This is a genomic window from Schinkia acidoalkalinis, from assembly GCF_054301215.1.
Map to the genome: position 1 here is coordinate 2,434,381 of NZ_CP182573.1, position 14,220 is coordinate 2,448,600.

The following is a 14,220-nucleotide window of genomic DNA, read 5'->3' on the forward strand; positions in this document are numbered from 1 at the left end:
TAGATAATGGACGCGGAGGGGAATACCTTGGATAAAATCATCGTCCGTGGTGGGAGGCGGTTATCCGGTACTGTCAAAGTAGAAGGTGCCAAGAATGCTGTACTGCCTGTCATCGCAGCAAGTTTACTAGCTAGTGAAGGAAAAAGTTATATTTATGATGTCCCTTCTCTTGCAGATGTTTACACAATCAATGAAGTTTTGCGACTTTTAAACACAGAGGTTTCATTTCAAAATAACATGATTCAAGTTGACGCTTCTAGACCATTATTGACTGAAGCTCCATTTGAATATGTACGTAAAATGCGTGCCTCTGTACTTGTAATGGGACCATTGTTGGCCCGCGTGGGTCATGCACGTGTGGCATTACCAGGCGGATGTGCCATTGGGTCTCGACCAATTGATCAGCATTTAAAAGGCTTCGAAGCAATGGGAGCAACCGTTCAAGTAGGCAACGGGTTCCTAGAGGCAAAGGTTGACGGCCGACTTCGTGGCGCCAAAATATATTTAGACTTTCCAAGCGTTGGTGCTACTGAGAATATCATGATGGCGGCAGTGCTTGCCGAAGGTACAACAACGATGGAAAACGTTGCGAAAGAGCCTGAAATCGTTGATTTAGCAAACTTCCTTAATGCAATGGGCGCTAAGGTGAGAGGTGCCGGTACTGGTACGATTCGAATTGATGGTGTAAACAAGCTGGTAGGTGCTCACCATACAATCATACCTGACCGTATAGAGGCAGGTACATTTATGATTGCAGCAGCAATCACGCAAGGTGATGTCATTGTAAAGGGTGCTGTTCCCGAACACTTAACGGCTTTAATTGCAAAAATGGAAGAGATGGGCGTTCATTTTGAAGAAAAAGAGGATGGCATTCGTGTAATAGGGCCAGAACGACTCAAGGCTGTAGATTTTAAAACAATGCCATATCCAGGATTTCCTACAGATATGCAATCTCAAATGATGGCGCTGCTTTTACGAGCAGAAGGAACAAGCATGATCACAGAAACGGTTTTTGAAAATCGATACATGCATGTTGAAGAATTCCGTCGAATGAACAGTGATATCAAAATTGAAGGCCGTTCGGCAATCATAAATGGTCCTGCTAATCTACAAGGGGCTGAAGTAGCTGCAACCGATCTTCGTGCAGCAGCGGCACTAATACTCGCAGGTCTTGTCGCAGAAGGTTATACACGCGTTGTTGAGCTGAAACATTTAGATCGCGGCTATTATAATTTTGCAGAAAAATTAGCAAACCTCGGTGCAGACATTGAAAGAATAAATGAAGAAACCATCACAAAATCAAGCAATATCGTGAACATTAGGTCAAACCTGGCTTAATGGATACGATATATGAGAAAAGGAGCCAATGCACTGGCTTCTTTTTTTATTCTAAAAAAAGAATATGTCGAGCGTATGGCGAAAATTTAGATAGCAAACATGAAAACAAACGATTTATGTTCTAAACACTTGTCCATTCCCATATTTTAGTTATGTAGCAACTACTTATATGGAGGATGAAACAATGTCACGAATCAAGCCACTAGTTCTTCTTGGAGCCATACTTTTTGCAATCATATTATTAATTCCAACTTTATTAGTATTACCCTTTACACAGGAAAAACATACACTTCAAGTGAATAAAACCACAGTACCAGCCACTGTAACGCAGCAAAATCCAACCGCTTCAGAGCCAGCAATTGAAGTTGCTGTCTATCGTAGCAAAACAAAGAAAATCGCCAATATTCCGTTGGAGGAATATGTAAAGGGAGTTGTTGCATCTGAAATGCCAGCAGAGTTTGAACTCGAGGCTCTCAAGGCGCAAGCGTTAACCGCCCGCACTTATATCATTCGACAATTATTAGGTGACGAACCAATCAGTGCTCCAAAGGGGGCAGTCGTAACGGATACAGTGATGCACCAGGTTTATAAAAGCCCAGAGGAGCTGCGTGCCGCTTGGGGACCAGCGAATTATGACTGGAAAATGGCCCGCATCACAGAAGCCGTAGAAGCGACAAAAGGGCAGATCATCACGTACAACAATGAGCCGATCACAGCATCCTTCTTTTCAACAAGCAATGGTTATACCGAAAACTCCGAAGATTACTGGAAAAACTCATTTCCTTACCTAAGGAGTGTCGAAAGCCCATGGGATAAAATATCCCCTAAATTTAAGGATAAAGTGGTTGTGTCCGTTGCCGACTTTGAAAAGAAGCTGGGCGTAAAAGTAACCTCCGACAAAATCGGCGAAATCGTATCACGAACAGCAGGCAACCGTGTAGCCAAAGTCAAAATCAATGACAAAACATTCGACGGTCGTGAAATTCGCGAAAAGCTAGAACTGCGCTCAACCGACTTCACATGGAAAAAACAAGGCAACAATGTCGTCATTACAACAAAAGGCTACGGCCACGGCGTCGGCATGAGCCAATACGGCGCAAACGGCATGGCTACCGAAGGCAAATCATTCAAGGACATCATCATACACTACTACAAAGGCACCAACATCTCAAGCGCCGAACCGTTCTTAAAGGATGTGCTTGTGGCGAAGCAGTAATAGCATGATAGCTGGAATAGGGGAGCCTCCAAATAGGGGGCTTCTTTTTGTGTTTTTTTGCTATTTGCCGCTGGCCGATGCCAGAATTCATTGCGTGTTGCCGGTTAATCGTAAAGTAAGGTACCCCGGCTTTAATTATCATAAGAGGAAGCCCATTGCTAAGTGCCTGCTTTGCTTATAAAAGAGCTGAATCGGTAACTACCGCGGGAGAGTAGCGCCCGCAATATGGAAAAAAGAGCCGAAGCGGTAACTACCGCGGGAGAGTAGCGCCCGTACTATGAAAAAAAGAGCCGAAGCGGGAACTACTGCGGGAGAGTAGCGCCCGTAATATGAAGAAAAGAGCCGAAGTGGGAACTACCGCGGGAAAGTAGTGCCCGTACTACGCAAAAAAAAGCAGATACGGTAACTACCGTGGGAGAGTAGTGCCCGCAATATGAAGAAAAGAGCCGAAGTGGGAACTACCGCGGGAGGGTAGCGCCCGTATTACGTAAAAAAAGCCAAAGCGGGAACTAGAGTAGCAACCTAGTACCCGTGTCCGGTAAAAATGATTGCGGGCGGGCACTAGAACCTTGTCCCAGTACCTACTTGATAGCAAATAACCGGCATTTAACATCACCAAAAGGAACTGTGAACCAATTTGATAATAGATAACGTGGCTCTATCAACACAAAGAGGGGCCAAAAGCAGATTTGCTGGTTATAACCGGCTTTTATCATCATCAAAAAGAGTAGTAATCTTATTTGATAATAGATAACTTGTGTTAATCGTCACCAAAAGGAGCAAGGTGCTAAATTGATGCTATATATGAGGCCGGGTCCGTTTGCATGACTTCAACGACCACGATTGTGGGAGGGTGGAGGATTATACAAGATTGTCTTGCCTACCCAAAACAGTAGTAAAGGCAGGAAGAAGGGAACGCAAGGTGGTCTCACGTACCCGAAGGAGGAGTAAAGGCAGGAAGAAGGGAACGCAAGGTGGTCTCACGTGCCCGAAGTAGGAGTAAAGGCAGGAAGAAGGGAACGCAAGGCGGTCTCACGTACCCGAAGGAGGAGTAAAGGCAGGAAAACAGTAACGCAACATCATCTTACGTGCCCAAAGCGGATATCAAAGGAGGAAAGTGGTAACGCAAGAGCCTCTTGCATCCCCGGGATCCGGGTAAGATGCTAAGCTCGGGAACGCAAGCCCGTCTCACGTGCCCAAAGCAGGTATTAAACTGGAAAAACTGTCACGCAAAACTAGTACCCACTTCACCCCAAAAAGAAAAAGGCCAATCCAGTAACGGATTGCCCCCTCATCAAACTAAACATTATACTTCTTCTACTTCACCCTCAACATCCAAATCAATAGGAAGCTTGCCATTCGCAACCAAATCCAAATGCCACCACCACTCACTTAGCGGTTTATCTGAAACTGAAAAATCATACACATCTTTTATATGCTCAGCCATTAATTTGGCATTTTCTATTAACTTCAAATCATAATTCCACAACTTTAATTTTTCATCATCAGTAAGTTCGTGAATTACATTTTCCAATTTGCTTCTTCTATGTAACATATCAACAGATTGAAAAGCGTCTATCTCGAAGTTATCCACGCAAGTACCATACAATTCAATGCGCTTAGCATACTTCGTATCCATAATTCCACCCCCCTTGCCGTTCAAAATCATTTATAGAAATAAGGTATATGCCAACTCATAAACCAATCATACAGCAATCGAAAACAAATCCCCAAGCGTTTTGCACAAAAAGGTGTAAACTCGTAGAAAATTTTTAAAAATTCAATCAATTCAGCCAATATATGGAAGTAGTGCTACAAGACTACAAATCCACCCTTCGCAAAATTATTCCAACCTCAACAAAAACAAATTTTCCGGCTTCATGTATATTTTCTGCTATTTTGTCGAAAAATAATTCAAAAAACTTTTTTACCGCCACGTATAGAATCTAGTAAATTTGCTCAAACTGATTGCTGAGGTGATGATAAATGAGAGAGGAAGAAAAAATTACTTCTCTAGATTCAAAGTTGAAACGTGTTATTAGAAAGAAATGGGTGTTACCATCAATTTACATTGGAAGTGCAGCCTTAATTTTAACAGGAGTTCTTTGGTACCAAGCGGCTACAGGCAGTCTATTTGGTCAAGACAATGAAGCAGAAAAGACTCCAAATGTAGCAAATAATCAAGTAACGGATTACAGTAGCCAAGAAGCTGTTCCTGTTAACGCAGTAGAGGAAAACTTCAAAATGCCTGTAATGGATGAGAAATCAGTCGTCATTAAGAAGGATTTCTATGATGTTGGTGCATCCAGTGATAAACAAGAAGCCGCACTCGTTTTCTATAATAATACGTATTATCCTAGCACTGGCATTGATATCGCCCAAGAAAATGGCGAAAGCTTTGACGTAGTTGCATCCTTAAGTGGAACGGTAGTTAGAGCGGAAAACGATTCAATTCTAGGAAATGTAGTAGAAATCGAGCATGAAAATGGTGTAACAACATTCTATCAAAGTTTAGGTGAAATGCATGTGGAAGCAGGTGCAACGGTAGATCAGGGCGAAGTCATTGGTACAGCTGGCACTAGCGTATACAATAAGGACGCTGGCGTACATGTTCATTTTGAAATTCGTCAAAACAATGAGCCTGTAAACCCAAATGAGTTTTTCAACAAACCACTTTCATCAATTGAAAACAAGGTAAACGAGCAAAAGGCGAAAACAGAAGAAGCTGCCCAACAGCCGAAAGAAGAAGGCACAACAGATTCAACTGATAACGCAACACAACCTGAACAAGTGGAACAACCTGAGCAAACAGAACAGCCACAGCCTGCTGATGATATGAAAGATCAATCCTCTAGCAAACCAGAGGACAAAACTTCAAATACGAAAACAGAAGAAAACGCTGATCTCAGCACGCCACAAGCTTAATACAAAATACAAGGACCTTGGAGCTTCAAGGTCTATTTTTTTTGAAAAAAAATCAAGTGAAAGCTCTCCGACACAAAATATTATTTAATAATACAAATGGACTATATATCCGATTGGTATATTTGCACTATAAAAATCAAGGCAAACCGCTAAAATTCAATGGTCAATTCTAGTGATTATGCTTTCTTTATACAAAATACAGAGCCAAAGAGAGCAAACCTAACTTAGAACGCCCACTATGAACCTGTTCCAATACTCTGAAATTATTATCCTAATAAAATGAATACCCAAAATCTAACAAGCATAACCTTCGTTGATCCAATCTGAAAAAAGTGACAATGACGCTATTCGACAAAAAAATATAAGTAATTTATAAAAAAACACTTGACGGTAGACTCCAGAGTCTGGAATAATACAGATATAAGAATTTTCTAAAAATTACTTACAACTTTTTAAATTTATGTAAAGCTATACTGACAAAAAGTTAGCCAGGTTACCCATGTAAAATTTTAATTTTCTATGAAGTCTTGTATACGCTTACATGTAAGATTTTTATAAAAACTTGTCTAATAGAGAATGTTTGATAGAGAACTAGCATATGATGGAATGTAACCAACAAAATCGTGAAGCCTCTAGAAAGGGTATACATGGTTTGATATGGGACTACCTTTAAGGAGGTGAGGAACAAAGGGGTTAGGTGTAAAGGTGTAAGAAACGAATTTGGGAGAATGTTTTAAGGGGAAATCACAAAAAAGAAAAGGGGTTGAGTTGATGAGTAGTACTGCTCGCAAGGAGACGAGTTCAAGCAACGTGGATTACGAAAGATTAGTACAAACTCCAGAATTTACGGCGATGGTTAAACGTAAAAATGCATTTATGACACCTTATGTTGTTTTCTTCATGGTAGCTTACTTTTTACTTCCGATTTTAACAGGATATACACATGTTCTTGAAACGAAAGCCGTTGGCTGGATTACGTGGACATGGATTTACTCTTTTGGAATGTTTATTATGACTTGGGCATTTGCAACAATCTATCTGAAGAAGTCTTCAAGCTTCGATAAAGATGCGGAAGAAATTATTGCAAAAAACATTCTTAAATAAGGTAGAAAAATATAAAGGGGGGCGTTGTACTTGAACATTATTTCAATAGCTATCTTTCTTGGTGTAATTGCTTTAACGTTAGTAATCACTTATTGGGCAGCAAAAAGAACAAAAACGGCCAGTGAATTTTATACAGCTGGGGGTTCTTTAACCGGTTGGCAAAATGGTATGGCGATAGCGGGGGACTACTTATCAGCTGCGTCATTTTTAGGAATTGCAGGAGCTATTTCTTTAAGTGGATATGATGGCTTTTACTATAGTATTGGGTGGCTTGTGGCATATCTAGTTGTATTATTCCTTGTGGCAGAGCCAATGCGTAACCTTGGAAAATATACGATGGCAGATATGATTGCATCACGTTTTTCGGCACCAAAAGTTCGTGGTGCAGCAGCCTTTAATACAATCACAATCGTAATTTTCTACATGCTTGCACAGCTTGTTGGAGCAGGAGCGCTTATTAAGCTTCTATTCGGTATTGATTATACTTATGCAGTTATTCTAGTTGGTATTATGATGACGATTTACGTATTATTCGGCGGTATGACTGGTACAAGCTGGGTGCAAATCATCAAAGCCGGTCTACTAATGGCAGGAACGGTGGTTATTTCCTTCCTAGTATTCATGAAGTTTGACTTTAGTCTTGTCCAAATGTTTAACGATATGTCAACAGCAACACCACATGGTGAAGCGTATTTACACTCTGGTGTAAAATACAAAAACCCACTTGATTTAATTTCAGTTCTTATTGCACTTATTTTAGGTACTGCAGGTTTACCACATATTCTAATGCGTTTCTTTACTGTTAAAGACGCGAAGACAGCTCGTTCATCTGTAATTTCTGCAACATGGATCATCGGTATATTCTATGTATTAACAATCTTCTTAGGTTTTGGTGCTGCGAAATTCGTTGGCGCAGATGCGATTATTGCTGAAAACGCAGCTGGAAATATGGCCGCTCCAATGCTTGCAGGCGCACTTGGCGGACCTGTACTTGAAGCATTCGTTTCAGCCGTAGCGTTTGCAACAATTCTAGCGGTAGTTGCCGGACTTGTATTATCAGGAGCATCAGCTGTTGCCCATGACCTTTACGGACAAATTATTAAAAAAGGGAATGTAACAGAAAAAGAGCAAGTAAAAGCAGCCCGCTTTGCATCTTTAGGAATCGCTGTATTCTCTATCATTGTAGCCCTTGGTGCAGAAAAAATGAACGTAGCATTCCTAGTATCACTTGCATTCTGTATCGCTGCAGCAGCGAATCTACCAACAATTCTATTCACAATTTACTGGAAAAAATTCAATACTACAGGTGCAATTGCTTCAATGGTAGTAGGTCTTGTTTCATCACTTGTTCTTGTTGCCATCAGTCCAAGCGTATTAAGCCCTACAGAAGGAGCAACATTACTTGTCGGGAATCCAATCTTCCCATTAACAAATCCAGCTATTATCTCCGTGCCACTTGGCTTCATCGCGGGTATCGTTGGCTCACTATTGTCGGCTGAACGCGATGAGAAGAAATTCGCAGAAGTTGAATTTAAAGCACAAACTGGTTACAGAGAAATTGGCTAATTAATTAAATGAATAGCAAACTGAAAACCCTCTTCCATAACCATGCATGAGGGTTTTCTTTTTGGAAACACTGGGGACGGTTCTTTTTGTTTCCCTAAATAATGGAAGCTAGATGGGCGCTGCTTTTTGTTACCTCAAATAATAGAAATAGTGATCTCGCTTTTTCCGCATATATGAACTGAAGTTGAAGCACGAGGACAGATGCTCTGCTTCCAAAACTAATTTCCTATTAGCATGAAGGTGGTGAAGCCGATGAATGTTCATAACAAACTAGAACTCTATGAACAGGTGCATAAACATCCGCTTTTTTCAGGTACATCGAAAGAACAATTTTTATTATTAATGGAAGAATGTGAATTGAAATTTTATAGAAAAGCGGAGCGGGTGCTTTACGGCAAGACACATCGAGAAGGACTGTTGCTCATCCTAAACGGTGTGGCCGAAGTTTTTATTGGGGAAAATGGCAGAAAGGAAATCCTCGAAGTACTGCAGCAGAATGAAATGATTGGCTTTTCCGGCTTAGCCAGCTTTTTAGGTGAACTGGATGATCACCCTCAATCCCTGACTGTTCAAGTAGAAGCAGTTGAGGATTTATATGGTCTGAAAATCCCTTATTCGGTTGTTGAAAAAAGATGGGATGATGAGCAGGTCCGTGAATTTGTACTTCGAAAAGTGGCAGTTCGATTAAGAGACATATATTCATCACTGGCAGAACAAGTGAAGCTAGCAGGTGAATGGGGCGAAAGTGAGCCGTTTGTCCGCCGTGTCCAAGACTTAATGAGCGAGCCGGTCATTACCATTGCAGAGCATGAAACAGTACAAAGTGCGGCACAAAAAATGATAGAAAACACAATCGGATCTGTCATTGTTGTGGATGAAAACAATAAACTGCTAGGTATTATTACAGATAAAGACCTTGTTCGTCGTGTTGTTGCTCAAACAGGAAATGTCTCAAAGGAGCTGCTTGCAAAGGATGTCATGACTGCAAGCCCACTGACAATCACACGCAATGCCTATTATTACGAAGCCCTATCGGCATTTTACACAAATGGCGTGAAGCATTTGCCGGTTGTTGAGGAGGAACGGGTTGTCGGAGTCGTCACGCTTTCCAATTTGCTTGCTAAGAAAAATCGCGGGCAAATGGATATTTTAAAAAAAATCGAACAGGCCTCCTATGAAAGCTTGCCATCGGTGAAAAATGCCATCTATGATGTCCTTTCAAGCTTAATAAACGATGAAATTTCAACCATTCATATGCTTGAAATCATTACAAAGCTCTATGACCGCCTTGTCCGGCGTTGTGTAAGTTTGGCTGTGGAATCGTTGGCAATGCTGGGAAAAGGCAGCCCGCCCGTGCCATTTTCATGGTACTTAATGGGTAGCGGTGCTAGAGGCGAGCAGTTTATGCTTACAGACCAGGATCACTTTCTTGTCTATGCTGATAGCGATGCAAGCGAGAAGAAATCGATAGCAGACTATTTCTCTTTGCTAGGCGAGGTAATCGTCCGGCACTTGGAGCGGGCTGGTTATTCATTATGTAAAGGCAAGATGATGTCCAATAACCCCAATTGGAGCGGATCGGTATCAGATTGGAAAGAGAGGCTCCATCAGTGGGCATTAAAAACAACCGATGATCAAATTTTATTAGGGCAAAACTTTTTATCATTTCGCTTTTTATACGGAGACGATTCCCTAAATGAACAATTCGTCGAAATGGTCCAAAACAAATTGGAGGTTTCCAAGACGTTCATTTATTATATGGCCCAGCAAGAGCGGGAAAAACTAGTTCCACAAATCGATCAATCATTCTTAAGCATGTTCAAAGCAAAGAAAAAAGTAATCGATATCAAGAAGCATGCTCTTTTCCCATTACACCATTGCCTGCAAGTGTTAGGCGCACAGCACGGCATCATTGAAGGCACATCCCTGCAGCTCTTAAACGAACTAGTCAGGAAAAAGGCCTTATACGAAAGCTTTTCAGAGGATCTACGCTATGCATACGAAATCGCCCTGAAAACACGCATCAAAACGTCATGGGAAAAACATCTCAAAGGGGAACATAGCACTACCGAAATTGAAATAACAGCATTGCGTAGCTGGGAGAGAGATGAACTGATCAATATGTTAAAAGCAATACGTGCCTTGCAATTTTTCCTATTGTCTAAACTGTAGGGGCAGGCAATCGCTACATGATAGGTGTCAGGCCACAATAGGGGGAACTTGCCAACAAAGCGCAACAACTGCAACATTTTTACCTAAATCAAAAAGAAACGGCAATCGAATAGGGGGGATCCACGATTGTTTTGGTTAAAAAAATCTTGTATCTGTCCATTGAAGGAAACACTGCCATTATCAACACCCATCACTGAGGTTTCGTTTACAATCTTCGACACTGAGACGACCGGCTTTCAAGTCGCTACAACAGACCGGTTAATTGAAATTGGTGCAGTTCAAATGAAAGGGTTCGAGGTGTTGGAAAAAAATACATTCCAAACATTTGTGAAGCCAAACCGCGGGATTCCATCGGTCATAACGGAGTTGACTGGTATTACGGATGAGAAGGTCAAACAGGCACCGGAGTCCATGGAGGCTATCTTTTCCTACTTTGATTTTATAAAAAGCAACGAAAGTGCCGCCCTGGTTGGTCATTATGTTGCTTTTGACGAAATGGTACTGCGACAAGAAATTAGACGAGCCAAGCAAGTGTTTAAAAAACCAAAATTAATCGATACATTAAATGTCATCGGCTTCTTAAGCCCATCCTGGGATATGCGCGATCTAGAAAGATACGCGAAGGAATTCGGCACGCGAATATACGAAAGACACACCGCCCTCGGTGATGCGCTCACAACCGCTTACCTATTCAGCGAGCTCCTACAGCAATTTATCGACCGCGGCTACAAAACCTGGGGCGAACTGCTGCGGTATAGTGATGCGGATGCAAGGACGATATCGTTTTGAAAAGAAAAGTGGCTTTTGGTTCAATCCAAGTAGCCACTTTTTTACTTATTAATCTCTTATAATGCTTATGCATTATTATCATGTCACAAGTGTTGATCAGTGGGGTGCACACTCTAAAAACTACGCTAAAGAAACCAAAACATAAAAGAAATGATTGTGACTAATCAAACAGGTCAAAAAAGTAATAGGCAATTTGAGTCCGAGAAAGTGCGGCATACAGACAAGGCGAGGCAACAAAAGTGAAATTGAGTCCGCAAGCGGGTTTCAAACGGACAAGGCGGGGTAGCAAAAGGGCAATCGAGTCTGCAAGAGAGCTTCAAACGGACAAGGCGAGGAGGCAAAAGGGCAATCGAGTCCGCAAGAGAGCTTCAAATGGACAAGGTGGGGCAACAAAAGCGAAATCGAGTCCGCAAGAGGGTTCCAAACGGACAGGGTGAGGAGGCAAAAGTGAAATCGAGTCCGCAAGCGGGTTTCAAACGGACAAGGCGAGGAGGCAAAAGGGCAATGGAGTCCGCAAGAGAGCTTCAAATGGACAAGGTGGGGTGGCAAAAGAGCAATGGAGTCCGCAAGAGGGTTCCAAACGGACAGGGTGAGGAGGCAAAAGTGAAATCGAGTCCGTAAGCGGGTTCCAAACGGACAGGGTGAGGCAACAAAAGTGAAATCGAGTCCGTAAGCGGGTTTCAAACGGACAGGGTGAGGCAACAAAAGCGAAATCGAGTCCGTAAGCGGGTTTCAAACGGACAAGGCGAGGAGGCAAAAGCGAAATCGAGTCCGCAAGCGGGTTTCAAACGGAGAAGGCGAGGAGGCAAAAGGGCAATCGAGTCCGCAAGCGGGTTTCAAACGGACAAGGCGAGGTGGCAAAAAGTGAAATCGAGTCCGCAAGCAAGGCACATACTAAAAATGATATTTTAATAATGCACACTCTTGCTTGAATAACTATGTACAAAATTGACATTGTTTTACATACTAATCCTGGGGTGATTAGTATGTACATAACTTTAAATGTTGAAACAGATTTTGAGATTAAGAGTCTTATAGACTTACCAAAATTTAAACAAGTAATGGAGCATTTAAAAATGAAAATCAATAAAAGTCAATTAGCAAGAGAATTAGGTGTGGATCGGAGAACGATTGAAAAATATCTAAATGGTTTTATGCCGAAGCGTAAGAGGGAGAAGTCTTCCAAAATTGATGAGTACTATCCCATCATAGCCGCACTTCTTTCAGAGGATTCCAAACAGAAATTTTATTACCGTCGAGTGCTTTGGCAATATCTAAAGGACAATCATGGTCTTGATTGTGCTGCCTCTACTTTTCGAGCCTATATTGCAAAAACGCCTGAGTTTAATGCCTACTTTGAGGAAGACAAGCCGATTGCAGTCCCTACAGGAACCGCTCGTTTTGAAACACCAGCTGGGAAGCAAGCACAGCTAGATTGGAAAGAAAGTATTCCATTTGAAACAAAAGATGGGGAACAAGTAGAAGTGAATGTTGCGGTACTACTGCTTTCGTGCTCCCGGTTACGTACATTTTATTTAAGTATTTCAAAATCTCAAAGTGTTTTATTTTCGTTTTTAACAGAGGCATTTGAAGCATTTGGGGGTGTACCAGATGAGCTCGTTACGGACAACATGAAAACGGTAATGGATGAAGCAAGAACAGAGCATTTTCCAGGGAAAATAAATGCCAAGTTTGAACAATTCGCAAAGGATTTTGGGTTTAAAGTAAAGCCTTGTATCGCAGGGCGACCACGTACGAAAGGGAAAGTTGAAACCACCATGAAATTATTAGATGAAATCCATGCTTACCAAGGTCAGTTAACATTAGAGGAACTACATCAATTTGTACAAGATTTATGCCACCGATTGAATCACGAGGTGCATCAAGGTACAGGAAAAATACCAATCCTTGAATTCCAAAAAGAAAAGAACCTCTTACACCAGCTACCAACTGACAAAATAAGAGATTCTTATCGCATCAAACATACGCTTGTAAAAGTCAATGCTTCCAACATGATTTCCTACAAATCCAATCAATACTCGGTACCAGCGAAGTACCAAGGAAAGAATGTAGGATTACAAGTGTATGATGATCAATTATGGATTTATTATAACACGAAGCTGATTGCACAACATCCTATAAGTCACAAGAAATTAAATTATCAGGAAGCGCATTATCAAGAATCTTTAGGGGTTTCAACGCCTACTTATCCTGATATTGATGATTTAGCAAAACGAAATTTAGCAGCGATTGGTGAGGTGTATCAATAATGAATCCAGTGGCCACGAATTACCAACAGCTATTACAAAATTTAGAGTATTTAAAGCTTAAGCAAATGACATTGCATTTAAATGAAGTCATAGACTTCAGCGTGAACAATCAACTTTCAATCATTGATACAATCATCAAATTAACGAATTACGAAATAGATGTACGCGAACAGAATATGGTTCAATCGATGGTGAAGGTCGGTGCGTTCCCACATTTAAAGGAAATTAAGGATTTTGATTTCGCTTTTCAACCTACCATTAATCAACAACAGATCTTAGATTTCTTAACGCTTCGTTTTATTGAGAAGAATGAGAATATCGTCTTTTTGGGTCCGAGTGGTGTTGGAAAAACCCACTTGGCAACCTCCATTGGAATTGCGGCAGCTAAGAAACGTACAAGCACCTATTTCATAAAGTGCCATGATTTGATTCAAAACCTGAAAAAGGCACGTCTTGAGAATCGCCTAGAGAGCCGCTTAAAACATTATACAAAATACAAGCTATTAATTATCGATGAAATTGGCTATTTACCTATTGATTCTGAAGATGCGAAGCTATTTTTCCAGCTCATTGATATGCGTTACGAAAAGCGCAGTACGATTTTAACAACAAATGTAAACTTCAAATCATGGGATGAGATTTTCCAAGAGCCAAAGCTTGCCAATGCCATTTTAGATCGAATTTTACATCACGCAACTGTCGTTGCGATTGTGGGGCCTTCTTATCGTTTGAAGGATCATTTAGAGAAAGAAAACGAGTGATTTTGTACATCCTTACGCAAGCAAAAGTGTGCATGATAGTGTTGACATTTATAGCACATACGGACTAACCGAGATAAAA

At 41.2% G+C, this 14,220-nt stretch carries 11 protein-coding genes; 10 read left to right on the plus strand and 1 reads right to left on the minus strand.

Features of this window, described 5'->3' with window-relative positions; all coding sequences use genetic code 11:
• Nucleotides 1-27 precede the first annotated feature (27 nt).
• Together murA and spoIID are read left to right on the plus strand one after the other, a co-directional pair.
• Nucleotides 28-1,338 (plus strand): UDP-N-acetylglucosamine 1-carboxyvinyltransferase, encoded by a 1,311-nt coding sequence (gene murA, locus ACNQFZ_RS12565; protein ID WP_458411689.1) that lies wholly within the window; start codon nt 28-30, stop codon nt 1,336-1,338.
• Nucleotides 1,339-1,522: 184 nt separating this feature from the next.
• The gene (gene spoIID, locus ACNQFZ_RS12570; protein ID WP_458411690.1) at nt 1,523-2,554 is read left to right on the plus strand and encodes a stage II sporulation protein D; all 1,032 of its coding nucleotides are present in this window, start codon (nt 1,523-1,525) and stop codon (nt 2,552-2,554) included.
• A gap of 1,306 nt (nt 2,555-3,860) precedes the next feature.
• On the opposite strand, the gene ACNQFZ_RS12575 is transcribed toward spoIID, so the two are convergent.
• Complete coding sequence (locus ACNQFZ_RS12575) at nt 3,861-4,193, minus strand: hypothetical protein (protein ID WP_458411691.1); 333 nt, start codon at nt 4,191-4,193, stop codon at nt 3,861-3,863.
• Between the two features lie 347 nt (nt 4,194-4,540).
• Between ACNQFZ_RS12575 and ACNQFZ_RS12580 the strand changes: the two genes are divergently transcribed.
• From ACNQFZ_RS12580 to istB, 8 genes are all read left to right on the plus strand, one after another.
• A complete protein-coding gene (locus ACNQFZ_RS12580; RefSeq protein WP_458411692.1) occupies nt 4,541-5,479 on the plus strand; it encodes a peptidoglycan DD-metalloendopeptidase family protein in 939 nt (312 codons plus the stop codon).
• Nucleotides 5,480-6,250: 771 nt separating this feature from the next.
• A complete protein-coding gene (locus ACNQFZ_RS12585) occupies nt 6,251-6,583 on the plus strand; it encodes a DUF485 domain-containing protein (protein WP_458411693.1) in 333 nt (110 codons plus the stop codon).
• 30 nt (nt 6,584-6,613) lie between these two features.
• The gene (locus ACNQFZ_RS12590; RefSeq protein ID WP_458411694.1) at nt 6,614-8,149 is read left to right on the plus strand and encodes a solute symporter family protein; all 1,536 of its coding nucleotides are present in this window, start codon (nt 6,614-6,616) and stop codon (nt 8,147-8,149) included.
• 252 nt (nt 8,150-8,401) lie between these two features.
• Nucleotides 8,402-10,321: a DUF294 nucleotidyltransferase-like domain-containing protein gene (locus ACNQFZ_RS12595; RefSeq protein ID WP_458411695.1), complete on the plus strand. Its 1,920-nt coding sequence runs from the start codon at nt 8,402-8,404 to the stop codon at nt 10,319-10,321.
• Between the two features lie 126 nt (nt 10,322-10,447).
• On the plus strand, nt 10,448-11,110 hold the full coding sequence (locus tag ACNQFZ_RS12600; protein ID WP_458411696.1) for a 3'-5' exonuclease: 663 nt from the start codon (nt 10,448-10,450) through the stop codon (nt 11,108-11,110).
• Between the two features lie 372 nt (nt 11,111-11,482).
• Nucleotides 11,483-11,731 (plus strand): hypothetical protein, encoded by a 249-nt coding sequence (locus ACNQFZ_RS12605; RefSeq protein ID WP_458411697.1) that lies wholly within the window; start codon nt 11,483-11,485, stop codon nt 11,729-11,731.
• Between the two features lie 365 nt (nt 11,732-12,096).
• Nucleotides 12,097-13,380, plus strand: coding sequence for an IS21 family transposase (gene istA, locus ACNQFZ_RS12610; protein WP_458411698.1), 1,284 nt, complete (start codon nt 12,097-12,099; stop codon nt 13,378-13,380).
• Nucleotides 13,380-14,141, plus strand: a complete 762-nt coding sequence (gene istB / locus ACNQFZ_RS12615; protein ID WP_458411699.1) for an IS21-like element helper ATPase IstB — start codon at nt 13,380-13,382, stop codon at nt 14,139-14,141. The genes istA and istB overlap by 1 nt, the downstream gene beginning before the upstream one ends.
• Nucleotides 14,142-14,220: the final 79 nt, after the last annotated feature.